The 24,925-nt window shown below is 54.7% G+C and carries 21 protein-coding genes and 1 other RNA gene; 6 read left to right on the top strand and 16 right to left on the bottom strand.

Features of this window, described 5'->3' with window-relative positions:
• Positions 1 to 91 precede the first annotated feature (91 nt).
• Positions 92 to 1,342 carry an APC family permease gene (locus RHP47_RS11025; RefSeq protein ID WP_310840489.1) on the top strand — a complete coding sequence of 417 codons (1,251 nt, stop codon included), beginning with the start codon at positions 92 to 94 and terminating at the stop codon, positions 1,340 to 1,342.
• On the opposite strand, the gene RHP47_RS11020 is transcribed toward RHP47_RS11025, so the two are convergent.
• Positions 1,312 to 1,896 carry a GerMN domain-containing protein gene (locus RHP47_RS11020; RefSeq protein ID WP_286668723.1) on the bottom strand — a complete coding sequence of 195 codons (585 nt, stop codon included), beginning with the start codon at positions 1,894 to 1,896 and terminating at the stop codon, positions 1,312 to 1,314. The genes RHP47_RS11025 and RHP47_RS11020 overlap by 31 nt on opposite strands.
• A gap of 143 nt (positions 1,897 to 2,039) precedes the next feature.
• Here RHP47_RS11020 and RHP47_RS11015 point away from each other — a divergent pair, with 143 nt between their 5' ends.
• Positions 2,040 to 2,285 carry a DUF6439 family protein gene (locus RHP47_RS11015; RefSeq protein WP_149820848.1) on the top strand — a complete coding sequence of 82 codons (246 nt, stop codon included), beginning with the start codon at positions 2,040 to 2,042 and terminating at the stop codon, positions 2,283 to 2,285.
• On the opposite strand, the gene RHP47_RS11010 is transcribed toward RHP47_RS11015, so the two are convergent.
• Positions 2,282 to 2,773 carry a metal-binding protein gene (locus tag RHP47_RS11010; protein ID WP_302679494.1) on the bottom strand — a complete coding sequence of 164 codons (492 nt, stop codon included), beginning with the start codon at positions 2,771 to 2,773 and terminating at the stop codon, positions 2,282 to 2,284. The two genes, RHP47_RS11015 and RHP47_RS11010, sit on opposite strands and share 4 nt — an antisense overlap.
• A 270-nt stretch (positions 2,774 to 3,043) precedes the next feature.
• Between RHP47_RS11010 and RHP47_RS11005 the strand changes: the two genes are divergently transcribed.
• A complete protein-coding gene (locus tag RHP47_RS11005; protein WP_310840488.1) occupies positions 3,044 to 4,846 on the top strand; it encodes an N-acetylmuramoyl-L-alanine amidase in 1,803 nt (600 codons plus the stop codon).
• Here RHP47_RS11005 and ssrA read toward each other — a convergent pair.
• From ssrA to RHP47_RS10990, 3 genes are all read right to left on the bottom strand, one after another.
• Positions 4,844 to 5,229: a transfer-messenger RNA gene (gene ssrA, locus RHP47_RS11000) on the bottom strand. The genes RHP47_RS11005 and ssrA overlap by 3 nt on opposite strands.
• A gap of 54 nt (positions 5,230 to 5,283) precedes the next feature.
• Positions 5,284 to 6,984 carry a helicase HerA domain-containing protein gene (locus RHP47_RS10995; RefSeq protein WP_310840486.1) on the bottom strand — a complete coding sequence of 567 codons (1,701 nt, stop codon included), beginning with the start codon at positions 6,982 to 6,984 and terminating at the stop codon, positions 5,284 to 5,286.
• Positions 6,985 to 7,069: 85 nt separating this feature from the next.
• Positions 7,070 to 7,834: a TPM domain-containing protein gene (locus RHP47_RS10990; RefSeq protein ID WP_399363249.1), complete on the bottom strand. Its 765-nt coding sequence runs from the start codon at positions 7,832 to 7,834 to the stop codon at positions 7,070 to 7,072.
• Between the two features lie 241 nt (positions 7,835 to 8,075).
• Between RHP47_RS10990 and RHP47_RS10985 the strand changes: the two genes are divergently transcribed.
• Positions 8,076 to 8,288 (top strand): DUF2949 domain-containing protein, encoded by a 213-nt coding sequence (locus RHP47_RS10985; RefSeq protein ID WP_149820841.1) that lies wholly within the window; start codon positions 8,076 to 8,078, stop codon positions 8,286 to 8,288.
• An 8-nt stretch (positions 8,289 to 8,296) separates the two neighbouring features.
• On the opposite strand, the gene RHP47_RS10980 is transcribed toward RHP47_RS10985, so the two are convergent.
• From RHP47_RS10980 to mrdA, 3 genes are all read right to left on the bottom strand, one after another.
• Positions 8,297 to 10,405 (bottom strand): M3 family metallopeptidase, encoded by a 2,109-nt coding sequence (locus RHP47_RS10980; RefSeq protein ID WP_149820839.1) that lies wholly within the window; start codon positions 10,403 to 10,405, stop codon positions 8,297 to 8,299.
• 10 nt (positions 10,406 to 10,415) lie between these two features.
• Positions 10,416 to 11,375 carry a M23 family metallopeptidase gene (locus RHP47_RS13145; RefSeq protein ID WP_190278077.1) on the bottom strand — a complete coding sequence of 320 codons (960 nt, stop codon included), beginning with the start codon at positions 11,373 to 11,375 and terminating at the stop codon, positions 10,416 to 10,418.
• A 77-nt stretch (positions 11,376 to 11,452) separates the two neighbouring features.
• Positions 11,453 to 13,231: a penicillin-binding protein 2 gene (mrdA, locus tag RHP47_RS10970; protein ID WP_310840485.1), complete on the bottom strand. Its 1,779-nt coding sequence runs from the start codon at positions 13,229 to 13,231 to the stop codon at positions 11,453 to 11,455.
• 119 nt (positions 13,232 to 13,350) lie between these two features.
• Here mrdA and RHP47_RS10965 point away from each other — a divergent pair, with 119 nt between their 5' ends.
• Positions 13,351 to 14,010 carry a hypothetical protein gene (locus tag RHP47_RS10965; protein WP_310840483.1) on the top strand — a complete coding sequence of 220 codons (660 nt, stop codon included), beginning with the start codon at positions 13,351 to 13,353 and terminating at the stop codon, positions 14,008 to 14,010.
• Positions 14,011 to 14,025: 15 nt separating this feature from the next.
• On the top strand, positions 14,026 to 14,820 hold the full coding sequence (hisF, locus tag RHP47_RS10960) for an imidazole glycerol phosphate synthase subunit HisF (protein ID WP_149820833.1): 795 nt from the start codon (positions 14,026 to 14,028) through the stop codon (positions 14,818 to 14,820).
• A gap of 38 nt (positions 14,821 to 14,858) precedes the next feature.
• Here the strand turns inward: hisF and RHP47_RS10955 are convergent, their stop codons facing one another.
• The 8 genes from RHP47_RS10955 to RHP47_RS10920 all read right to left on the bottom strand — a co-directional run bounded on the left by RHP47_RS10955 (position 14,859) and on the right by RHP47_RS10920 (position 24,922).
• Positions 14,859 to 17,297, bottom strand: coding sequence for a phosphoketolase (locus RHP47_RS10955; RefSeq protein WP_149820831.1), 2,439 nt, complete (start codon positions 17,295 to 17,297; stop codon positions 14,859 to 14,861).
• 249 nt (positions 17,298 to 17,546) lie between these two features.
• Positions 17,547 to 18,344 (bottom strand): TatD family hydrolase, encoded by a 798-nt coding sequence (locus tag RHP47_RS10950; protein ID WP_286625711.1) that lies wholly within the window; start codon positions 18,342 to 18,344, stop codon positions 17,547 to 17,549.
• 5 nt (positions 18,345 to 18,349) lie between these two features.
• Positions 18,350 to 18,646 (bottom strand): 30S ribosomal protein S20, encoded by a 297-nt coding sequence (gene rpsT, locus RHP47_RS10945; protein WP_149820827.1) that lies wholly within the window; start codon positions 18,644 to 18,646, stop codon positions 18,350 to 18,352.
• A 42-nt stretch (positions 18,647 to 18,688) separates the two neighbouring features.
• Positions 18,689 to 19,450, bottom strand: coding sequence for a nickel pincer cofactor biosynthesis protein LarB (gene larB, locus RHP47_RS10940; protein WP_149820825.1), 762 nt, complete (start codon positions 19,448 to 19,450; stop codon positions 18,689 to 18,691).
• On the bottom strand, positions 19,451 to 20,917 hold the full coding sequence (locus tag RHP47_RS10935; protein WP_310840481.1) for a site-2 protease family protein: 1,467 nt from the start codon (positions 20,915 to 20,917) through the stop codon (positions 19,451 to 19,453).
• A gap of 25 nt (positions 20,918 to 20,942) precedes the next feature.
• Positions 20,943 to 22,871 carry a molecular chaperone HtpG gene (htpG, locus tag RHP47_RS10930; protein ID WP_310840480.1) on the bottom strand — a complete coding sequence of 643 codons (1,929 nt, stop codon included), beginning with the start codon at positions 22,869 to 22,871 and terminating at the stop codon, positions 20,943 to 20,945.
• Between the two features lie 37 nt (positions 22,872 to 22,908).
• A complete protein-coding gene (gene hemW, locus RHP47_RS10925) occupies positions 22,909 to 24,108 on the bottom strand; it encodes a radical SAM family heme chaperone HemW (RefSeq protein WP_310840479.1) in 1,200 nt (399 codons plus the stop codon).
• A 7-nt stretch (positions 24,109 to 24,115) separates the two neighbouring features.
• Positions 24,116 to 24,922: a hypothetical protein gene (locus RHP47_RS10920; RefSeq protein WP_310840478.1), complete on the bottom strand. Its 807-nt coding sequence runs from the start codon at positions 24,920 to 24,922 to the stop codon at positions 24,116 to 24,118.
• Positions 24,923 to 24,925: the final 3 nt, after the last annotated feature.

Genomic DNA, 24,925 nt, shown 5'->3' with positions numbered 1-24,925 from the left:
GCGCGCGTGCTAAGAATTGCTCCAATTATAGCGATCGCCGTCCCTATCCTCTAGGCTAGAAGGCGTTCGTTCCTAGACCGACTCGACTAAAATGCTCAAACGCGAATTGGGGCTGTGGGGCGCCACTTTAACAGGTCTAGGTTCCATGATCGGTACGGGTCTGTTTGTCAGTTTAGGCATTGCCACCGACCTCGCTGGCCCTTGGGTGTTGATAGCCTTGATCCTAGCAGCCGCGATCGCGCTGTGTAATGGCCTCAGTAGTGCCCAATTGGCTGCCTCCCATCCTGTGAGTGGGGGCACCTACGAGTATGGGTATCGCTATCTTTCTCCCCCTTTCGGCTTTACAGCGGGGTGGATGTTTTTACTGGCCAAATCGGCTTCTGCAGCCACTGCTGCCCTTGGCTCTATGGCCTATCTCTTCCAATGGCTCGGCCTAGAGGACAATAGCGGGCGCTGGCAAATCATGGCTGCTCTGGGGCTACTGGCGGTCTTGACCTGTGTGGTGCTTTTGGGCATCCGGCGATCGGTGCAAGTGAATCTGGGGATTCTCCTAGTCACGTTCACCAGTTTGTTGCTCTTTGTCGGCATTGGCCACGTCCAACAACAGGGAGGGCTACTTTGGTCGGCAGCATCGCAACCACTCTCGCTCAAGAATCTTCTCCAAGCAACGGCACTGCTCTTTGTCGCCTATGCCGGCTATGCCCGTATTGCTGTGCTGGCAGAGGAGGTCAAGACTCCTCGGCGAACCATTCCACGAGCCATTGCCCTAGCCATTGGTATTGTTGTTCTGCTCCACTTCAGTGTTGCCTTGATTGTTCTGGGGAGTCATGGCTCTGGGAAGTTGACCACGGCCGCCTCTTTAGAGATTGTCGCCAGTGAATTGGGTGTCTCTTGGCTGCCGCCTCTGATTACGCTGGGGGCGATCGCGGCCATGGTGGGGATTTTGCTCAATCTGTTGCTCGGCCTCTCCCGTGTGGTGTTGGCAATGGCGCGACGGCGAGATTTACCGGCAATTTTGGCTCAGATTCCAGCCCAAGGAAAACAACCTGTTGCTGCCATTCTTGCGGTGAGTGGGGGGATTGCCCTCTTGATCCTGATTGGCAATGTAAAAACTACGTGGTCTTTTAGTGCCTTTAGCGTGCTGATTTACTACGCCATTACCAACCTTGCCACACTGCAACTGAAGGAGCCACAATTTCCCCGCTGGCTTGCGGTTGCAGGTTTAATCGGCTGTCTAGGGCTGGCTTTTTGGGTCGAAGTCCAAGTGTGGCTGTCGGGGTGTGGTCTCATTCTTCTTGGACTTGCTTGGCACTACTGGGTGCGGAGGGCAAAGGCCGTTTGAAAGTCTTGCCGGGTCATCGGTTGCGTCACCTCTAGCCCCTCACCCCCTAGGACGCGCAGGGGTTCACCCCCAATGGAAATCCAAACTGGCGCATTGGGATTACTCACTGTTGCTGTGTACAGTACCTGTCCTAGGCGTGCTTGCATCGAAGCACTTCCCCCCCCTTTGGTAAACTCTGGAGAGAGATCCACATGAATGCCATCGGCCTTGACTTCTACCCGATTGACACGGGTATTTTCCGGAATGCTGGTGGTGACATCTTGATTGGCAGGACCCGCCAAAAGCCGCTCGAGACGAGATTGAATAAAGAGTTCTGGCCGCCTTGCCGGGGTATTGATCCGTACCGTAGAGGGCACTAAAACGAGGCTATCCCCTTCATTCTTGACCCAAAAGATTTGAGTTTCCTGCTGCTGGGCAACTTCCGCCGGATTAGGAACCGGATCTCCCTGCCGGGGGGGACTCAAGGTTAGCCATGCCGCTGTGCCAGCCGAGGCAAGGCCAATAACCGCCAGCACAATCAAGGCGGGGCGGGAGCGGGTGACTTTTGCTACCATCACGATCTCTCCTTGGCGGGATGCACCTGCCTTTACCTTAGACGCTATGATTCAAGGGTAAAGTTCCAGTGCCTGTGGCCTTAGGGGCAGTTGCTCACTGCTTAAACTAGAGGATAGTTCTCCCCTTAGATCAAGTTTAAGTCATGGTGCAAACGACTCCCCGTGCAGAAGAACTAGCCACTGCCCTCCTTGATGCGGTTAGGATTGCTCCCCAAGATTGGCATCGCCTCAAAGGAAATCGCCGTGCCCGCGCCCTCGAACAGGCGGCTGCCGCTCTGGTCTATCTCCTCAAGGAAAATGATGCTGAGGCACTGGCGCATCTCCAACAGGCAGTGGGTTGGCTCGATCGCTCCATTAGTGCGCCGCCTTGCCCTACGCACCACCATTAGCGGTGCCAGCGTCGCCACCGAGAAACCACCAGATCGCTGGTGACATGAAGCAGTGCCGATAGCTCTAGGCCAAGGGCGATCGCAACTCCCCAGCGCCAGTCAATTCCCGGCCAACGATGTAGCCATTCCTGCACAAGGGAAAGGTGGCCTGTGAATGCGGCGACCCCGGCCACAAGACCCAGTCCTAACCCCAACCAAAAGCTGAGATAGAGCAACCGAATCACCGTGCCCACCACTGGGCCATGGGTCCAAAAGGAGCGATGGTGAAAGGCTTTTTGGTAGGGTAGCCATATTGCCCGCAACCAGCCCCAACGGTAGTAGGGTAAAGAGGGGGTATCGAGGTCTGGACTGAGGAGAAAGCCGCCAATACCAAAGCTACTGCTGGCAATTGCCCCCCAGATCCAATCACGGGTGAGGGCACTGGCGGTGAAGCCCACAAGGGGCATGCCGATCCAAGTCAGGCGATCGTGGGTAGGGCCACTGGGCATTGAGGATTCCGCAGATATTTCCTAGGGCAAAGCTACGGCAAAACGGGCTAGATCATGCAATCGGCGAACTCATTGGCACCCGTGTGCGTCTAAGTGGACTTGAACCAAGCTGAAATTTGAATCTGATGAAGGGCGATCGCGCAAAACTAAATCGTAGGGTGTGCCAGTTCACATACCTGTCCCCGATCAAGTATGCTGAGCACGTTTGAGCGAGCGGCTTGGCTAGCCAACTTGGCAGTGTATTGTGCATCGCTGGTGGAGGAAGCGTGAATGGATCAACCGTGGCGTTCTTGGCAATTTCGAGCTGTAGTGAGTTTGCTATGGGCACCTGCCGCTGCACTGGTCATGGCTCAGCCTGCTTCAGCCAGCCGCCTACAATTGTGGCGACTCAACCCCGCCACCAATCAACTAGAAATTCGCACCGAACGCGCTGTTCAGCCCCGTGCTGAGTTGGTCTATAACCCGACCCGCCTTGTCATTGACTTGCCGGGTGTCGTTCTCGGTAGCCCCCAGATCAGTCAAAACTACAGTGGTGCCATTCGCCAAGTGCGGGTTGCTCAGTTTGACCCCCAAACGACGCGGATTGTGGTGGAATATGCGGCTGGTTTTACAATTGAGCCGCAGCAGGTGCGCTTTCGGGGAGTCACGGCTAATAACTGGTTGGTGCAACTGCCTACCCCCCAGCAGCAAACAGTTTCGCTACCGCCGCCACCCCCACCGTCTCCTCCTTCTGCTCCTCCCGTAACGCCCACAGGGCCGCTGCAAGTGCGAAGTTGGCGGGCAGATGCCACAGGTTTTCTAGTGCTAGCCGATCGCCCCCTGCCCGAAGGAAGCTACACTATTCGGCGCCCTCGGCGCGATCGCATTGAAATTCTCCTCAGCAATAGTGAATTGATTCGCAACTTTAGTCCGCGGCGCTTGGAACTGCGCCGCTTTGGTCGGGATCGTGTCCGGGCAGAGGTACGGACTCAGAGCAATCGCCAAGTCCAAATTACCCTCGACATTGACCCTCAAGATGCCGATTGGCAAGTGACGCCCCGTAATGATGGCTTTGTGATTGTGCCTTCAACCACGGCCATTACACCCCCACCTCCGCCACCGTCCCAACGCCCTAGTGTGATTCCTGCAGCCAGTGCTCAAACTCCTGTCACAACGATTCAGCGCGTTGACTTGGGGGGACGAGAGTTGCTGATTCAGGGCGATCGCACCCTTTTCTATAACGTGGGCTGGGAAGGCAATCGCTATCGCATTCGCCTACGGCAAGCACAGTTGGGCAGTGATCTGCGCGAACCCCGCCTAGTTACCGGTAGTCCCTTAAGCAACATTGAATTTCGTCAAGAGGATAACCAAACCGTCTCGATTCTGCTCACCCCAGCGCCCAACTTTCGCATCCTTGGCCCTCGTCCCCTGTCAGCTGAAGCGTTTGTGGTGCAAATTCAGGGAGCAAATGACCCTCCGAGCAGTACGCCCACCCCAATTGATGTTCCCCCCACAGCAACCCCTCAGCCCCCCAATCAGCCCGTCCCCCGCGGCCGGTTTGTGGTGGTCATTGATCCCGGACATGGCGGACGCGATCCCGGTGCCATTGGCATTGGCGGTATTCGTGAAAAGGATATTGTTCTCGATATCAGCCTGCAAGTTTCCCAATTTTTGCAGCAGCAGGGGGTACAGGTGATTCTGACCCGCACCACAGACATTGACTTAGACTTGGCTCCTCGGGTCGCCATTGCGGAACGGGCACGGGCAAATGCCTTTGTGAGTATTCACGCCAATGCTATTAGTCTGGCTCGCCCCGATGTCAATGGTTTAGAAACCTACTATGCCCCCGGACGCTCCAGTCGTTTGGCATCTGCCATTCACAATAGTATTCTCAATTCCTTGAACATTCGCGATCGCGGGGTGAGGGCGGCACGATTCTATGTGATTCGCAATACGTCAATGGATTCTGCCCTTGTCGAGACAGGATTTGTCACGGGCGCAGAGGATGCCGCAAACTTTCAAAATCCTGCATGGCGGACGCAGATGGCACGGGCGATCGCCCAAGGCATTTTGAACTTTTTGCATGGAAGATGATGGAGCTGACGGGAGTCGAACCCGTGTCCGCCCTAGCTATTCATCGACTGCTCCTTCACAGGTTTAGCCTTTCTGACCCTCAGGCGGGAACTGTTCCTTATCCCGAACAGTAGGATGCTCTGGTAGAGTCTTTGCTAAACAGCCCACCAGAGAGAACTGCCTAGCGCATCCGTTGGGGTCAACCCGCTGCCCTTAACGGAGTCGGACAACGAGTGCTCGAACCTGTTTAGAGGTCTTAGGCTACGGCAGCAGCTTTACGAGCGAAAGGAACGATGTTGTTCGCAGTTACTTTTGGTTTGGACTCTGGATTAACGAGAGATAGCCCACTCTCGACCTGCATCACAGCCCAACTTTCACTAGGACGTCGAAGCCGTTTCAGCCCCTTGAATAGAGCTACTCCTAAGCTAGCGCATTTTTTTGGAGTTGACAACGGCTAATTATTCAAGCGATCGCCGGCCAATGGTTCGCGGTTTAGAACGGGGTGCCGGGCCTGCCATTGCCACCATGCGATCCAACTGTTTGTGGTGGGCAAAATACTCTTGCCACAGGGCAGGGGCATCCAGCGTGTCACCCCCATGAGTTGTTAAGCGTTGCCGCACGCGACAGAGGACAGGCGTATTCACACAGGCACCCGCAATAATCACTTGCCCCTTACTCAGGGCAGGGAGTTCCTTGAGCAGATCTCGGCCAGCGGCCTCCACCCCATGTTTGAGGCTCTCTTGATCGACAGGGTTGACAATCCGCAGCATAAACTGGCTCATACACTGGGAGAGCACATCGCTATCCAGTTTGCCAGGACGCTGGGTAATCAGGCCTACCCCAAGGCCAAATTTACGGCCCTCACTGAGAATCGTGCGCAGTACCTGCTTACATTGGGAAGGTTCATGGGCGGGGGCAAAGCGGTGCGCCTCCTCAATTAAGATGAACACCGGGTAGGGGAGGTACTGCTCATCCCCCTCAAAGACACGGTCTTTTTGGGTATTCATGCGGGCATGGTTGGTTTGGCGCAAAATTGCCGTGGCAATCACCTGCTGCTCCTCAAGGGGAATCTCATTCATTTGCAGGATGGTGACTTGGCCGGGGGCAAACAACTCGCAGGGGGGCAAATGCTTGTAGGCATGGAAATAGTCAGAGCGCTGCATTTTTTCCAGCTTCCAAGCCAAGGCATCAGCCGAGGAACCCTGCTTGACATTGCCCTCTTCATCCTCAACGCGATCCACAGCATAGACCGCTGCAATCAAGTCTTCGGTACTCCAACGGCCATCTTTGAAACGACCGCGTACTTCGTCATAGGCTTTTTTGAGAATGGCCTGCTGGCGATCGCTCATCGGGGGGAGCAGCGTCAGAATATCGTAAAACTCTAGGGAAGAAACACGAATTTTGACCTCTTGGGGCGTAATAATTCTCACTTGGGGTTGATAGCCATCCGCCCCTTGAAAAGCGGGGTGTCCCCTCAGCTGCGCCAGCGTGTGGTATTCACCATGGGGGTCGAGGATCAGCACTGCGGCGCGATTTTTCGGCGACAGCAATTCCTCCACCAAAACCCCTGCGGTATAGGATTTCCCGGAACCTGTGCCGGCTAGAATGGCCACATGCGTACTCACCAGTTCCTTGACATCGAGGGCAATGGGCACAGCACCCTCCTGCCGCAACAACAGTGAACCGATATGGGCAGCCCCCACCTCCTCTGGCTTTTTCTTATTGAGGACATGCCGCAACAGCGCATCGTCAGCTAAATAGACCTTGGCACCCGGCAGGGGAAGCCGCCGCAAATTATTAAAGCCAAAGACCTCATGAAATTCCCCCATCACTTCTACGGTCATTTCGTAGAGTTCCGCCGGTTCACAGGTAAAACCAATCAGGGCAGCCACCGCACCGGGATTCAGTTCGTGATCAGCAAACATCCGATCCGGTAGATGCTCAATCAGACGGCAGCCAGTAATCTTGCCCAAGACTTGGTGAACAGCAGCAGCATGGGAGTTTGAGGCCACACTTGGGGAATGGCTCAACTCATAATAGACAAATTCACCCATTCGCACAGGCTGGGCATCGGCAGTAATAAAGACGTACTCGCTACCGCTGTCTCCGGGGCCTTTGACAATGCCGACAATGTGACGCGAGGAATGATGACTATTCATAGCACGGGACGGGTTCCCCAACCAAGGGTGTAGTGTAGTTAACCCCAATCCTACGCGATTTTCTGATCAAGGGTCTGCAAGGTGCCTATTCCTCAAGCACTGGCGGCGGCCCACTGGGGGCAGGAATTAAAAAGGCAACAATGGCACCCAAGGCAAAACCAGCAACATTGCGCAGAACGGGTAGCCATTCTTGGGTGCGCACTAGAACAGGACCAAGGCCAAAGGCAAAGAAAAGCATCCCCCACAGGGGCGAAAAGAGGAGAATCCACGTCCAAGCCACTTTTTGATCCGCACGGCGGGGACGAGCCACAAAGCCCAAAATGATGCCGCCAAAGATGGAGGTGGCAAGGGTGAGAAGCCATTGCTCTTGGGGTAATCCCGGTACGGCACGGCACCCCCCTTGGGCAAGGCAGGTTTCAATGGCATGAAGCGATTGCAGGATGGCCTGATCTTCGCCGTTGTCACGGACAAAGTATTGATTGCCAAAGCGGGTTTGCAACTCAACCCAAAAGGTGCGCTGGAGGACGCGGTAGGCGGTGTCACCAACATTGAAGTTCAAAAGATTGCCGCCGCGCGTATCGGCCACCAGCAGAATACTGCGATCGTCTAAGTCCCAAAAATCCCGCACTGCTAGGCCGGGGGTGCGATCGTACTGGGTGAGGACGCGCAACTTCCAGCCCGTCTGTGCTTCAAATTCTGCCAGTTCGCTGTCAAGGCGTTCCTTTTGAACGGGTGTCAGAATCTGCGCTAAGTCAACGACATTGGTTGGCTCCGCGGGCAACAACTCTGGATTGTTGAAGCTGTGGGCAGGGGCGATCGCTCCCAACCAGCAGAAGCTCACAAGCACCATCACTAAACCAATTTGGCGAAACCAGCGCCGAACTTGTTGAAGCATCGTAATAAAAATTTACAAATAGGGCATCTTTTTTAATTATCTTAAGGGTATGCTGCGAAACATTGCAATCAGCCTCGGCGTCTTCTCAGATAATATGCAGCTTTTGTTAAACTCACCCTATCCTGAGAATCCCATTGCTATACTGCAAGTCTAAAAGTTTTGTTGTCCCTGCCTCATCAGTCACTCCTCACGTGCGATGCCCTACTCTCCTCAACTACTGCAATACCTTGAACAGGAACTGGCACTGCCGCCAGAGAGTATTGCGATGGCTTTGCGTCAGTGGCAACAGCAGCGCGGATCTTTGCCGATTATTCTTTGGCAGTATGGCTTCATTACCTTGGAGCAGTTGGATCGGATTTTTGAGTGGCTGGATCAAACGCGGGGCGATCGCCTGCCTAAGGCTCCGTAAGTGGCAAACTAAGTTTTCGACAACAATCCTCGGTGCCGTAGTAGAGGTTCAGTAATGGGTTCACGGCCGCGGAAGGCTTTGAAGATCTCCATCGGGGGTTGGCTGCCGCCAAGGGCAAGCACGGTTTCGCGATAGCGTCGTCCCATTTCAGCAATGGCTTGCTCGTTGTCTAGGCCTGCTTCCTCAAAGGCGGCAAAGGCATCGGCACTGAGAACTTCTGCCCACAGATAGCTGTAGTAACCCGCAGCATACCCCCCAGCAAAAATGTGGCCAAAACTACAGAGAAAGGCATCCTCGGGCAAGGGGGGCAAAATGGTTGTTGTCTGCGCTAGGCGATCGCGCACCTGTTGGGGGGTTTCTCCTTGCCCCGGTTGATAGCGATGGTGCAGTTCTAAATCTAACAAACTAAAGTGCAACTGCCGCAATAGGGCACTGCCTGCGCGATAGGTACGGGCAGCAACCAGTTTTTCATAGTAGTGTTCTGGCAGGGGTTCCCCCGTTTCATAGTGGCGTGCCATGCCAAAGAGCGTTGGCCGATGGTAGCACCAGTTTTCCATAAATTGACTGGGAAGTTCGACGGCATCCCACTCCACATTGTTGATGCCCGCTGCCCCCGCTTCATCCACCCGCGTCAGCATGTGGTGCAAACCATGCCCAAACTCATGGAAGAGGGTTTCCACTTCGCTAAAGGTCATCAGGCTGGGCTTGCCATCCACTGGGGGGGTTTGATTGCAGACCAAGTAGGCAACGGGTAAGCGGGTGCGCCATTCCCCCTGAATGCGATATTTGGCACGGCCAAGGCAATCGTCCATCCATGCCCCACTGCGTTTTTCGGCAGGACGGCTGTAGGGGTCAAGGTAAAAGTGGGCGATCGTCAGATGATTTTCATCGAGGATGGCAAAAAAGTGCACATCAGGATGCCAAACGGGTACTTGACCATCCGCAGGCACCACCGTCACCCCAAACAGTCGCTTCACTAGGCCAAATAAGCCCTCCAGCACTTGGGGGAGAGGAAAGTAGGGACGCAGTTCCTCATCATTGAAGTCAAAGAGCGCCTCCCGCTGCCGTTCAGCCCAATAGGGAATATCCCAGTGCTGCAGATCGGTGGCTTCGGGTGCCCCTTGGGCAGCAGCAAAGGCTTTCAGTTCTTCCAGTTCTTGCGCCGCCGCACGATAGCTGACTTGCCGCAGTTCCTCGAGGAGCTTTTCCACACTGGCCACACTATCGGCCATTTTGCTGGCAAGGCTGAGTTCAGCATAGGTGTTGAATCCCAAAAGCTGTGCCTCTTCGACCCGCAGGGCAAGGATGCGCTCAAGAATGGGACGGTTATCCCACTCACCACTGCTGGCACGGGAAATGTAGGCGCGATAGAGCTGCTCCCGCAAATCCCGCCGTTGGCTGTGCTGCATAAAGGGGCCAAAGCTGGGGAAGTCGAGGGTAATGTGCCATGGCCCTGTTTCGGGGGTGGCGGTCTCAATGCCATCTTGGCGAGCGGTTTGGGCAGCCAGCGCCAGTAGGCTGGGGGGAAGTCCAGCCACTTCATCGGGTTGGGTGAGCTTGAGGCGAAAGGCCTTGGTGGCATCCAAAAGGTTATTGGAAAACTGGGTGGATAGCTCGGCCAATTCCAGTTGAATGGCATTAAAGCGTTCCTTGGCAGCACCCGTTAGGCTGACACCACTGTGTTCGGCGTTGCGAATGGCGGCTTCGACAATGCGTTTACGCGCAGGGGAAAAGGTTTGGAACTCAGGACTGGCAGCCAGTGCCTTAAAGCCTTCATAGAGGGGGCGCGATTGACCCAAACGGGTGTAAAACTCCACTACTTGGGGTTGAACGGCTTCGTAGGCTTGACGCAATTCGGGACTATTTTTGACGCCGGTGAGATGACTGACAATGCCCCATGTCCAACCGAGGCGATCGCTCAAACGTTCGAGGGGTTCCACTAGCCCTTCCCACGTGGGCGTGAAGGATTGCTCGAGGGTCTCTAATTCTTGGGTGAGTTCCTGCAACAGTTGGCGCACGGCTGGCTCAACATGGCTCACCTCAATCTGATCAAAGGGGGGAAAACCATCGCCCCGCAAGAGGGGATTATCGGTGTGAGGGGAAGTCGCAATAACCATCGGTATCCTACTAACTGCGATTCGATTGCTGACGCGCTTGGGCGATCGCCTGCTTTAACTGTGCTAAGGCCAATTCTAACCGCGCTTCGGGGGCAACGGGAATCAACCCCTGAGCCGTCATCTCATGGATTTCAAAATGCAGGTGCGGACCTGTGGAGTTGCCAGTACTGCCGACAAGGCCAATAACATCCCCCTGCTTCACCCATTGACCGGGATTGACAAAAAGCTGTGAGAGGTGGGCATAGAGGGTTTGGTGCTGTTCTGGCAGGTGTTGCAAAATGACGGTGAGGCCATAGCCCCCCAGCCAGTTCGACTCAACCACACGACCATCAAAAACTGCCAACACGGGTGTCCCTTCAGGAGCGCCCAAATCGGTTCCCGAATGGAAGCGGCGATCGCCAAAAATGGGATGGATGCGCCAGCCAAAAGTTGAGGTAATGGGCACCGGAAACGGCAAGGGAAAGAGCATTTGGCCATTGTTGACCTTTAGCCAACGCAAGGGATTCGGTCCCGGAAAGGGCTGGCGTACATAGGCCGGCGCAGCCGTTTGGGCAGATGGCACAAAATTTCTTGGGTTTGCAGCCACCAAGGGGCGATGGGAAGCTGGAGCAGAAGGTGATGTAGCCGTGGGGGTCACTAGGGGGTGTGGAGCACCTTGGGCTTGGCAAATGTTGGGGGGAACGCCCTCGCTAACGATCGCTTGACAGCCTGTCGAGCGTTCTTGGATCACCACGGGGATAGAGCGGGCAGGCTTCAGGTTTTCAAGGGGTTCGCTGCCGGGAGGTGGATCCACGGGGTCTGTGGAGAAAACAAGAGGCTCACTGTCCACCGGTTGAACAGGATTGACAAGGATCGGTGCAGCCGCTTCTGGTTCAGCAAGAATCGTTTCAGCAACACTCTGGCGAGTCCCCAAGGCGGTTGTCAAGAGACCTATTGTCAGCCCAAGGGCAAGGACGCGCTGCTCGATCATGGTTCACCCCATCACACGCATTCCTTCAAATTCTAGGCGCAACCTTGGGGAATGACAATCTGCTTGGCCGCAAGGGGCTAGCGATCGCGAATTTTCATATAGGTCTGAATCACTTTGAGCACCATCGGACCTGCCACAGACCCACCCCCACCACCAGAGTTTTCGGCAAAGGCGACGACCACAATTTCCGGTTTGTCTGCAGGGGCATAGGCACCAAACCAAGTGTGGTTAGGGCGAGGTGGGTCTTCCCCGGTACCACTTTTGCCGGCGATCGCAACCTCAGGAACATTCAGGGCAGCCCCTGTACCACTGGTCACCACCTGCCGTAACCCTTGGCGCAGCACTTGAATGGTAGAGGGCTTTAAGTTCAATGATTGTCGCCAGCGATCGGGATGGTCTGAAGCAATTAGGTGCGGCCGCACTTTATAGCCCCCATTGGCGGGCACTGCAAACATGACCGCGGCTTGAAGCGGACTCACCTGCAAGGCCCCTTGACCAATGGCGGTAATCAAGGAATCGCCGTCGTACCACCCCTCGCCAAAGGTTTCTTGCTTCCACTGGGGGGTTGGCACAAATCCGGGAGCTTCACCGGGTAAGTCAATGCCGGTTTTAGACCCCATGCCAAAGCGATGCGCCCAATGAATCAGGGTTTCAGGTCCAATGCGGCGCGCCACTTGACCAAAAAAGGTGTTACTACTCCATGCCATGGCACCGGCAAAGCCCAGAGGGCCAAAGCCCGCCCGGTTCCAATCGTGGAAGGCAAAGCCCCCTGTGTAGAGGGCAGGATAGGTCATCAGTACCGTATCAGGGCTAAACTTCCCAGACTCCAGACCCGCCACCGTCGTTACGATTTTGAACGTACTCGCGGGAGGGAACCCTTGGAGGGCACGGTTGACAAAGGGAAATTGCCGCCGTTGTAGCTCGTCCCACTGGGCTTGGGTCATGCGGCGGGCAAACCAATTGGGGTCAAAGGCAGGATAGCTGGCAAGGGCAAGAATCGAACCATCGCGGGGATCCATGGCCACGATCGCCCCCGGCCGACTCCCTAGGGCTGCTTCCGCCGCTTTTTGCAAGTCCAAATCCACTGACAGCGTGATGTCATTTCCCGGTCGAGCCACCTTTTGGCCTAGAATGCGAATCACTTTACCTTGACCATCCACCTCCACCTGCTGACCGCCCCATGTCCCCCGTAGTACCTTTTCATAGGTGGCTTCGACGCCCATTTTGCCCATGACATCGCCAAGGCGGTAGCCCTGATCCCGGCGTGCTGCTAGTTCCTCCTCATTCAGTTCGCCGATGTAGCCAATGATGTGAGCTGCCGTTTCGCCGTGGGGATAAAAGCGCATGGCCTCGCGGTCAATTTCGACCCCCGTCAGGAAATTGCGGTGTTCTTCAAGGGCAACAATTTGCGCTTGGCTAATCCCTTGGGCAATGCGAATCAACGAAGGAGAATTCACCCCTGCTTGTTTGACCCGCGCTTCGATCTCACTGGCAGGGATATTGAGCACCCGCGAGAGAATGTTCACCGTCTGCGGCCATTCGGGCTTTTTCGCCGCAAGGGGCCAGAGAAATACCGAGTAGGAGAACTTATTTCCCGCGAGGATCCGCCCTTTGCGATCCAAAATCTTCCCCCGCTCCGGCGGTTTGGGAATTAGGCGAATGCGGTTTTCATCGGCCATCTGGCGGTTGCGATCGCCCTCAACAATTTGCAGATACCCCAAGCGGGCACCAATGCCCCCCAGCAAAAATATGGTCATGATCGAGAGCAACACCAAGACCCGACCCTGTTTGCCAACCACACGATCGTAGGCTTGGTAGGTGAGGGGACGAGGGGGACGGGTTTTTAGCATTGCCATAGGCAGGGGGAGTTGAGGAATTGATCACTGAGGCTATTCAATTGCCACTCTATCAGATGCGCTAAGACCAGAGGTCAAGAATTCCGATAACCTAGAAGAAGTCTCCGTACTGCCGCTTCATGAAGCGATCGCGCTGCCGTCCCCAAGTCCAAGCCCCCAGTCAAAATCTGGACTCGTTCCTCGATGTCCTCACCAATACCGTGGGGGTGATGATCTTTGTCTGCCTCTTTGCCAGCTTGACAGCAGCAGTGTCTCCTGCTCTTGTGCGCACGCCCATTGCCCGCGAAACCCGCAAGCAGGTGTATTTCTTTGAGTGTCGTGAAAATCGCGCCCTGCCCCTTGAGGAGGATCAAGCCAGTGAGGCCATCGATCGCCACCTGCGGCGCATTACAGAAAATCCCTTTGCAGATCCCCACCAAATTCAGCAACAACTAGAGTCCTTTCGCCACCGTACCCGCCACTACGATGTGCGCTTGAGTTTGGTGCACAGCCAAGGGCAACCAATTTTGCAAACCCTTTTTGAACTCCGCGATCGCAGCGGTGGCGAATCCTTTAGCACGCTGGAAAAACCCGCGTCCAACTTTCGGCGTACCATTGATCGCCTCTCCCCCAGCCGCTATTCCCTTGTCTTTTTTGTGCGTCCCGATAGCTTTGATTGTTTCCGGGCAGCCCGTGCGGTGGCTTGGCGCAGTGGCTTTGATGTCGGTTGGGAACCGATGGCGGAGGGTCGCGCCATTATCTTTGTCAGTGGCGGGGGTCGCCGTGTCACTGTGCAGTAGTCCCAAGGAGGCTAAATGCTTGCCAAACGAATTTTGCCCTGTCTGGATGTGAAGGCGGGTCGCGTCGTCAAGGGCGTGAACTTTGTCAACCTGCGCGATGCCGGCGATCCGGTTGAACTGGCTCAAGCCTACAATGCAGCGGGTGCGGATGAGCTGGTGTTTCTCGATATTACGGCCACCCATGAAGAGCGGAACATTATTATTGATGTCGTCTATCGCACCGCGGATCAGGTGTTCATTCCCCTGACGGTGGGGGGCGGGATTCAGTCCCTGACGATGATCAAAGACCTATTGCGCGCCGGGGCAGATAAAGTCAGCCTGAATTCGGCGGCAGTGCGGCAACCCGATCTCGTGAATCAGGCCAGCGATCGCTTTGGTGCCCAATGTATTGTTGTCGCCATTGATGCGCGGCGCGAACCCCATTGGGATCCTAAAAACCCCCGTTGGCAAGTCTATGTGCGCGGCGGACGGGAAGCTACGGGGCTAGATGCGATTGAATGGGCGGTGGAAATGGCTAAACGGGGTGCGGGCGAACTGCTGGTGACCAGTATGGATGCCGATGGGACACAGGCGGGCTACGACCTCGAATTGACGCGGGCGATCGCTGAGCGGGTGGAGATTCCTGTGATTGCCTCTGGGGGGGCAGGTACCTGTGAGCATATTCGCGCGGCTCTTGTGGAAGGGAAAGCAGAGGCGGCACTGTTGGCTTCGCTCCTACACTATGGCCAACTGACGATCGCCCAGATCAAGGACTATCTCCATCAGCACCAAGTGCCCGTGCGCCAAGAAGAACCCCTCCCTTGCCGATAAGCGAAGAGAGGGGCAGAACATCAACCTAGAGGATCAAGCTAAAATGGCCAAGTCCAGTGGCTAAACTCCGGCTTGTCCACACCGTACTCGTAGGCGTAGTTGCGGGCTTCAATTTGCATGTTGCGGAATTTCTCCTTGGCATGGGCACCCGCCACTTGAAGACCGGGGAGGCGATCAATGGCATCAATGGCAAGACTAAAGCGATCAATCTCATTATTGATGGCCAACTCAAGGGGGGTGTTAATGTTGCCCTTTTCTTTGTAGCCGCGCACGTGCAAATTACGGTGATTGTGACGGCGGTACGTGAGACGGTGGATCAACCACGGATAACCATGGAAGTTAAAGATAATCGGGCGATCGAGGGTAAAGAGACTATCAAAGTCGCGATCGCTGAGGCCGTGGGGGTGTTCGGTTTCCGGTTGCAGCTTAAAGAGATCCACCACATTGATATAGCGAATCTTCAGCTCTGGAAACTCCTGCCGCAGGAGGGCGATCGCCGCCAACGCCTCTTGGGTAGGAATATCCCCCGCACTGGCCATCACCAGATCCGGTTCACAGCCTTGATCATTGCTGGCCCAATCCCAAATGCCGACTCCCTTGGTGCAGTGGATAATTGCCTGATCCATTGTCAGGTACTGCAAGTGCAACTGCTTGTCGGAGACAATCACATTCACATAATTTTTGCTGCGCAGGCAGTGATCCGCCACCGACAGCAGTGAGTTCACATCAGGCGGTAAGTAAATGCGCGTAACCTTCGCACTCTTGTTGCAGACAATATCCAAAAATCCCGGATCTTGGTGGGTAAAGCCATTGTGATCCTGCCGCCACACCGTGGACGTAATCAGCAAGTTCAATGAGGCCACATCCGCCCGCCACGAGAGTTCATTGCAGATGCTCAACCATTTGGCGTGTTGGTTAAACATCGAGTCAATCACATGGACAAAGGACTCATAGGTGGAGAAGAAGCCATGGCGACCCGTCAGCAGGTAGCCCTCCAGCATCCCCTCCATGGTGTGCTCGCTGAGCATTTCAATGACGCGACCATTGGGGGACAATTCACCGCCATCGGCGTCCTCCTCAAAGTATTCCGCAATCCAGAGTTTCTTGCTGACCTCGTAAATGGCATTGAGTTTATTTGAGGTATTTTCATCGGGACCAAAGACACGGAAATTGGTCATGTTATTGCGCATCACATCCCGCAGGAAGACCCCAAGGGGACGGGTATTTTCCACCTCAATTTGGGCGGGTTTCTCAAACGTAATGCCGTACTGCCGAAAGTCGGGCATTTTCAAATCCTTGCGCAATAGCCCACCATTGGCGTGGGGATTCATGCCCATACGGTAGTTGCCGGTTGGCGCCAAGGCCTTGAGTTCAGGACGAAATGTGCCATTCTCATCAAAGAGTTCTTCGGGGCGGTAGCTGCGCAGCCAATTTTCAAGGAGCTTAAGGTTTTCAGGGTTGGTGTGGACATCGGCCATGGGCACTTGGTGTGCTCGCCAGAAGCCTTCCACTTTGTGGCCATTCACTTCCGCGGGGCCTGTCCACCCTTTGGGGGTGCGCAGCACAATCATCGGCCAACGGGGCAAGGTGGTGACGCCCTCTTCCCGAGCTGCTCGTTGAATCTCCTTAATTTTAGTCACGCAGTAGTCGAGGGTGGCGGCCATTGCTTGGTGCATTGAGGGGCGATCGGAACCTTCCACAAAGCAGGGTTCATACCCTAGGCCCCGGAAGAAGTTTTCCAAATCCTGATGGGGAATCCGTGCCAAAATCGTCGGGTTGTTAATCTTGTAGCCATTCAAGTTGAGAATCGGCAAGACTGCCCCATCGCGCGCCGGGTTGAGGAATTTATTGATGTGCCATGAGGTGGCCAAAGGCCCCGTTTCTGCTTCCCCATCGCCAACCACTGCCGCCACAATTAAATCAGGATTGTCAAAGGCAGCACCACAGGCATGGGAGAGGACATAGCCCAATTCTCCCCCTTCGTGTATCGAGCCGGGCGTTTCTGGGGTGCAGTGGCTCCCAATGCCACCGGGGAAGGAGAACTGCTTGAAGAATTTTTTGAGGCCGTGGGCATCCTCACTAATGTTGTGGTAAATCTCGGTGTAACTGCCTTCAAGGTAAACAGGTGCCAAGACCCCCGGTGCCCCATGACCGGGACCCGCTAGGAAAATCACCTCCTGTTGGTACTTTTTAATAATGCGATTGAGGTGAAGGTAGCAAAAGGACAGACCTGGACTCGATCCCCAGTGACCAAGGAGGCGTTTTTTGATGTGTTCAGGCTTGAGGGGTTCCTTGAGTAGGGGGTTATCGAGCAAATAGATCATGCCCACGGCCAGATAGTTACAGGCACGGAAGAAGGCATCCATGGCCTCAACTTCACTATCACTCAAGGGCTGTCCTTGAATCGTGGCGCGAGCCGGCCCAAAGGCATGAATATCAGCGGTGAGTTCGGTGGGACGGGGAGGAGAGCTAACCATACAGTATCCTCGTCAAGTCAGCATGAGTATCAGGAAAATCAACTTAAGATCAATAGATCAAAGTAAAGTGCCAACGGCATTCAAAAGAGTCCACAGGTTACTAAAAGCATTTGCTAATTAAGGACACATCCTAAACAGCCGTCTTTAGCCTACAGCCCCATCCTAGGATGCTGAAATGGCTAGGCTCGCAAATGCGCTAGATTTTTTAACGTTGATTCGACTCAGTGAATGCCCCAATGCCTGAAAAATTTATGCGGCAAGTTCAGCGGGCAGCGGTAAGCGAAAGAGCTGACAGGCGTTGAGGGTGGTTTGCTGTTCTAATTCCAAGAGGTCACATTGTCGCAGACGGGCGACGGCTTCAGCCACAAAGCGCACATAGCTGGGTTCATTGCGTTTTTCGCCGCGTTTGGGCACAGGGGCAAGGAAGGGGCAATCCGTTTCCACCAGTAGGCGATCGCTGGGAACCATTTGTGCCGAGGCATGAATTTGTTTGGCGTTCTTAAACGTGACGGTGCCGCTAAAGCTGATAAAAAGACCCAGATCGAGAAACCACTCAGTTTCTTCGGGGGTACCGCCCCAGCAGTGCATCACTCCTTGCACCTGCCCGCGATCGCGAACAAACTGTTGAAGCAAATCCCGCGCGGCAGCGGCTGCTTCCCGACAGTGGATAATCACTGGCAGATTCAAGCTGTGGGCAACCTCCAACTGTGCCCAAAAGGCCGCTTCCTGTTCTTCGCGATTCGTGGCTTTGTAAAAATCTAAACCTGTTTCGCCAATGGCCACCACTTTAGGATCACTGGCGGCAAGGCGGGCAATTTTTTCCTTGAGATCCGGCTGCCACTGCTCCGTATCTAGGGGATGGAGACCCACTGCCATAAAGAGTTCGGGAAACTGCGCGGCAAGGCTCTGAATGGTGGGAAATTCACTGGGTTCAACGCAGGAGTGAACCAGCCGCACCACTCCCGCCGATCGCCAGCGTTTAGCCACTGAGTCGAGATCGGGCGCGTACTCTGGAAAGTTGAGATGGACGTGGGTATCCACCAACATGGGGATTAGGCAGCCGGTTGCAGCGTTTTGTTGAGGATACGGGTCAGCCGCGCTTTACGACGGGCACCGGTGTTGCGATGGAGAACACCGCGCTTAACGGCTTTGTCAATTTTGCTAAAGGCCAAGTTGAGTCGCTGCTGGACTTCCGCCAGTTTTTCCGGAGTGGGATCGGCAGCATACTGACTAATAGCCGTCAAGTAGTTTTTAATCAGCGTCCGCACTGCCGAGCGATAGGCTTTGTTGCGAAGACGGTTGCGCTCAGCAATTTGGGCACGTTTAGCGGCAGATTTGATGTTAGCCACAGGTCACCTGATGATCAATCACACATTAAGAACAAATAACCATTATAACCGTTGACTGAGCGATCGCAAGATCTTGGCTGCCAGCATTGCCGCCCCAAAGCCATTGTCAATATTGACGACACCAATGCCGGGGGCACAGGAGTTGAGCATTGTCAGTAGCGCTGCCAAACCGCCAAAGTTCGCGCCATAGCCAATACTGGTGGGCACAGCAATCACGGGCACTGAGACTAGCCCCGCCACCACACTGGGCAGTGCCCCCTCCATGCCGGCAACCACAATGAGCACGGCCATCTCCTCTAGGCGATCGCGCACACTCAACAGCCGATGAATCCCCGCCACCCCCACATCCCAAAATCGCTCAACCCCAAATCCTGACAGTTGCAACGTCACTGCTGCCTCTTCGGCCACGGGCAGATCCGCTGTGCCCGCACAGACCAAGCCCACCGGCAGGGGAAACTGCGGCGGCAAAATGGGGGCTGTACTGCAAATCCGTGCCTTTTCAAAATAGTGCAGTCCACCAACGCGCGATCGCAGGGCCTCAAACACCTCGGGAGAAATACGTGTGGCCATTACACAGGGATAGTGGGGACGCATCCGCTCCAAAATCTCGGCAATCTGCTGCGGGGTTTTGCCGGGTCCCCAAATCACCTCTGGAAAGCCAGTGCGCTGCTGCCTTTGGTGATCAATGCGTGCAAAATCGCCAATGGGTTCGTAGGACAGGTGTTGCAGTTGGCGATAGGCGGTCTCTACGCTCAGTTGCCCTTGGGCGATCGCCGTCAAAATTTGCCGCAGTGGATCGGGCATTTAGCCTCCAATTCCCAAGCGACCCGCTAGCCCCGGTGCCATCGGGATCAAGGTAGCGGCCATCAGGAACAATAGCAGCAGACCAAGACCAGCACGGGTATCATCGGGTTCGGTGATCTCATCGAGACTGGGCTGATCCATATCCCGCTGCAACAGCAGAATCACCAACGCCCAATACAAGGCCAAGGGGTTGACGATCGCCACCAAGCCCAAGACCACAAGGGTCATAATCGTCAGTCGTTTGGCGGTTTTGGTACCGTAAATGGCTTGAATAATCCGCCCCCCATCCAGTTGTCCTGCGGGCATCAAGTTTAAGGCCGTCATGATCAAGCCCAGCCAGCCCAGAATCACAAAGGGATGCACCATCACCACTTCACTTTGCAACTGCTGCCCCAAAAAGAGCTTGGCGATCGTCCCCACCAAAATCGAGCCTTGGAAAAAGAGGGTCGGCACCTCTAACCCCTGACTCGTGGGCGAGAGAACAAGGCCAATGGCCAACAGCAGCAGCGAAACACTACCGGCGGCGATCGCCCCCGCTGCACCAATGTCAAAGAGTTGACTGCGATTGGCAAGGAAGGATTCAATGCGGGTCATGGCCCCAAAAGTCCCCAACTGCCACGCGGGTAAGAAAATGGGCGGCCCTAAGCGCGCTCGATAGCGGTTGGCCATTAGCCAGTGACCCCCTTCCCGTATAGCAGCAATGCCAAAGAGACCCAAGGCAAAGGGGAGCGATCGCTGGAAGAGGCCAGTGGTTGGATTTCCCAGTAAGCTAAACCCCTGCAGGATGGCACTGGTCTCGAGACAGGTTCCAAGGGTGGCCACCGCCAAGAAAACCGCTGCCAGCTTCTGAAGATTGCCCGCGCGAATCGGTTCGGTCGTCATCGGTAAAATCACGACCATCGGCTTGCCATCCCCATTGGCCACCATAAAGAGGCGATAGCGATCGGGCAAGGCGGCCTGTAGGCGTTCAGTGAGTTGCTGATGCACCACTTTGGCCTCTCCCCGCAGATTCCCCGGGCAGATCACGCCCCCTTTGTAGGGAATGTAGTCGGTGGCGAAGTAGGTATCAACGCTAAAGATATTTTGAATGGCTTGTAGGTCTTCAGCGGGAAGGCTGGGTCGTGCAGTAGGCTGGGCTGGGGTCGTCTGCTCTGTGGTGGCTTGCTCTAGTTCCGAACGGCCAGAGGGAGCAGAGGGTAGGGGCAATTCGGCGGTGGCCGCCAGCGATCGCAACCAACGGCCAAGGGCAACATAGGCCACAATCGAGAACACCAGCCCAAAGAGCACGGCAGCAAAGTTAATCACAATCCCAAAGCTGAGGCTGCCAAAAACCACTAGCCAAGGGAGCATCAGGACAAGGGTTTGCAACCAAGCCACAATCCCCAGCTTGCCGTAGGGCAGGTTGCGGTACAGTCCCCACGCCAGTAGGGCGATCGCCCCCGCCAATAGGCCTACCGTAATAATCATGCGTTACCTCCCGCGTTTGCAAACGTTAGCGCGTGGCCATAGTGGTCAGTTGGGTCAGAACTTGACTGGCACGCTCTGTAAATTGCTGCATACCATTGGCATCAAAGCCCCGCTGTGACAATAGAGCCAAATCGTAGATATACTGACACAGCTTTTCGACCAATGCACCCGTTTCTGAGGTGCCGCTGGTTTGAATAATCGTGCCTTGGTTGAGGCTGAGGAGATTTTGCACCAAGGGATGGGCGGTATTGACAACCAAGATATGCTCCTCTGGCAACTGCGCATTGGGTTGCTGCTGCATCATCGCCATCATCTCCTGCATCCGCCGACTGGTTTCGGGCAACAGGATCATTGCCGGGGGGGCATCGGCCTTGAGGGCTTCGGTGCGAATGGTCAGTTTCGGCTTTTTCAGCACGGATTCAAAGAGGGATTTGATCTGCTCGCTGCGGGTCTTCTTCGTGGTGGGATCCACTAGTTCGCTCTCTTTGTTTTTGTCAATGAGCGTCTCATCGAGTTCTGCATCCACCCGCAGAAACTTGACATCGCTGTAGTTCTGCTCCAGCCACGGCACAAAGTGGGTATCAATGAAACTGTCCATAAACAGGACTTCAATCCCTTGGCTTTTAAGCAGTTGCACGTAGGTGGCTTGGCCGACCTCATCGGTGCAGTAATAGACGCGCTTGCCTTGGCGCTCTTTGTTGCGCTCAAGGTACTCCTTGAGGGTGGTGTAGGTTTTGCCATCCACTTGGATGCCCCCCTCACTGGCCCAGACATCTTCGCTTTCTTTAGAGGTTAGTTCAGCGGTGGTGCGGTAGATGAGAATGTCCTCCACCTGCTTTTTGAACTTCTCATCGTTGATGGAACCGAATTTGACAAAGGTGCCCAAGTCTTGCCACGAGCGTACGTAGGCCGCCGGGTCTTCGCGGTATAGCTCCTTCAGGCGATCGCCCACCTTTTTGGCAATGTAGTCGGCAATTTTGCGCACCGTGCGATCGTTTTGCAGGAAACTGCGGGACACATTCAGGGGAATGTCGCTGCTGTCAATGACCCCCCGCAAAGGCAGCAAAAAGCGCGGGATCACCTCTTCGCAGTTATCGCTGACAAAGACTTGGTTGCAGTAGAGCTTAATTTGCCCTTTGGTGACATCAATATCGGGGCGCAGCTTGGGAAAGTAGAGAATGCCATTGACCACAAAGGGATAGTCGGTATTGAGGTGAACCCAAAGCAGAGGATCTTCTTGAAAGGGATAGAGATAGCGGTAAAACTCGAGATAGTCTTCTTTGGTGAGGCTATTGGGGGCACTCTTCCAAGGGGCAATTTGTTTATTAATTTGCTCACCCTCTAGCTTAATTGGCACCGGCAAAAAGTCACAGTATTTGCGTACCAATTCGCGAATGCGGCCGGGTTCTAGGTACTCCAACTCACCCTCTTGCAGGGTTAGGGTGACGGTTGTACCAACACTGGTGCGCTGACCATCGGAGAGGGTAAATTCAGTGGAACCATCACAGGTCCAATGCACCGGCACAGCGCCTGGCTGATAGGAGAGGGTATCAATTTCCACGCGATCTGCCACCATAAAGGCAGAGTAAAACCCCAGCCCAAAGTGACCAATGATTGCGTTTTCCCCTTCCCCTTTGTACTTTTGAACGAATTCTTCGGCACTGGAAAAGGCCACTTGGGTAATGTATTTTTTGACTTCCTCGGCGGTCATGCCAATGCCGTTGTCGGCGATCGCCAGCTTTTTATTTTCTTTGTCAATCGTGATCGTCACTTCCGGGTGATCCACATCGCCGCTATATTCCCCAGAGCGTGCCACCATCCGCAGTTTTTGAATGGCATCTACGGCGTTGGAGACCAGTTCCCGCAGGAAAATCTCATGATCGGAGTAGAGCCACTTTTTAATAATTGGAAAAATGTTCTCAGTATGGATTGAAATGGTTCCCTGTTCCAACATGATGCTTCCCGTGAGTGTATTCTTGGTCAGACAACCTCTAGTGTATCGGTAGGGGTTGCCCTTGCTGTTGGTGGAAAACCGATCTCTCCATCGCCTCCCAAAGAGTGACAATGACGGTATTGGCCATCAGAAATCCTTCTGGCTGGGTCAAGTGCAGGCGATCGCCCGTCAAAGAAAGCATCTCTGGAGACATGTTTGCCGCTGCTGCTTGTAGTGCTTCAACCCACGACATCGGAAATTCATCCGCTAGAGCAGCTAAAGAGAGGCCATCCCTGAGGCGCAAGCCCAGCATGAGGGTTTCCAACCAGCGATCCCACAGGGCATCTGGACTGACTTGATTGAGGCTCTCGGGTAAACTTTGCAGCCATTGATAGTATTCCCGGCGGGTACGCGGACGGCTGAGGCGACGATGCCCGAGATAACTGGTGGCGCCCATGCCAAAGCCATAGTAGGGTTGATTGCGCCAATAGACTTGATTGTGACGACAGGCAAACCCCGGTCGGGCATAATTGGAAATTTCATAGTGCTCATACCCTGCTGCTGTTAGCCTCTTGTGGGTAAGGCAGTAGGCGGCAGCGGCTTGCTCTTGAGTGGGTAGGGAGTCTGTTTCGGGTTGATAGCGTTTGCTAAAGACGGTTTTGGGTTCAATGATCAGGTCGTAGATGGATAGATGGGCAGGGTTGAGGGCGATCGCTCGCTCGAGGGAGAACTGCCAATCTGCTAAGGATTGTTGCGGCAAGCCTGAAATGAGATCCATGCTCCAGTTTGCTACCCCCGCCCTATGAAGCATCGCAACTGCCTGCTCAACATCGGCTACATCGTGACTACGGCCACACACTTGCAATAGCTCATCGTCAAAAGCCTGTACACCCAAGCTGACGCGATTCACCCCTACCCTGAGATAGCCCTGCAATTGTTTTAAGTCAAAGGTTCCCGGATCCATTTCCATAGAAATTTCTGCCCCTTGGGCAATGCCTATTTGGCGATCGAGGGCTTCCAGCAGTTGGCCAATGTATTGCGGCGGGACTAGAGACGGTGTTCCCCCCCCAAAAAAAATCGTTTGGAGCGGTGGCGGCTCAGCAGGGGTATGGGCAATTTCTTGACACAGCGCAGCCACATACTCTTGGATAAGTGATTCTGCCAGCGTCGGAGAATCCCCCACTACCGTAATCGGAAAGTCACAGTAGAAGCAGCGGCGCCGACAAAAGGGTAGATGAATGTATGCGGCTCTAGTCATTGTTTTCTTAACTGGTTTGTGATGAAATCTGGCCAGGCAGCCGACCTTTGGCAACCAATAGCTCCCATGCCCGCAAAACAGCGACCAAATCAGAGGCAAGGCGGTATTCATTGGCTTCAGCAAAGCGCACCGTTGCGGTGGGGGTCGAGACGAGATGAATAGGCACCGGTCGTTCTAGGGGTGTGGGTACAAAATCAAAGCCATTGAAGCGCTCAAACCGGCGATCGCTCAACAATTGATTAAATTGACTGACTTGAGCAGGTGTCACTGTGCGTAGGGTGCGGCTGAGGGTTTCCCCGCGAGCATTGGTGGTTTGCTGCACAATCCGACCATCGTTATAGAGCAGTGTTGTTGTCGTTGAGGGTGAACGATTTCCAGAGGCATCACTTTGCCGAATCACGCGAAAACTTACACCCTCAGGAAGGGGGGGCGGCAACTCTTCTGGACTCAGGCGTTGGGGGCGCTGAATCAGGGTGCCGATCATTCGACTGCCAGCGGCATCCCAAAGAATCAGGGAACCACTTTGATTGGTGCGATAGACCCACTGTTGGGGATAGGGAGCATTGCGATTCGTCAGGGTAATTTCCCAACCGGGGGTTAAACGCTCAGCACAATCAACCCGCAATCCCCCCAAGCCCAAACAGCCATCGGACCAAACTTTGGGCTGAACTTGAACCACGCTAATTTGCTCTAGTTCCTCACCAAACTGCTCGGCAGCGATCGCGATCGCCCGCGTAATGATCTCTGGAGCTGGTGTTGCTGCTTGCACCACAAGAGGCACTGCCACTGCCAAGAGGGATGTCCAACCATTCATTAA

The organism is Thermosynechococcus sp. QKsg1, assembly GCF_031586415.1.
Taxonomy (GTDB): domain Bacteria; phylum Cyanobacteriota; class Cyanobacteriia; order Thermosynechococcales; family Thermosynechococcaceae; genus Thermosynechococcus.
This window is presented reverse-complemented; position numbering and strand designations above follow the sequence as displayed.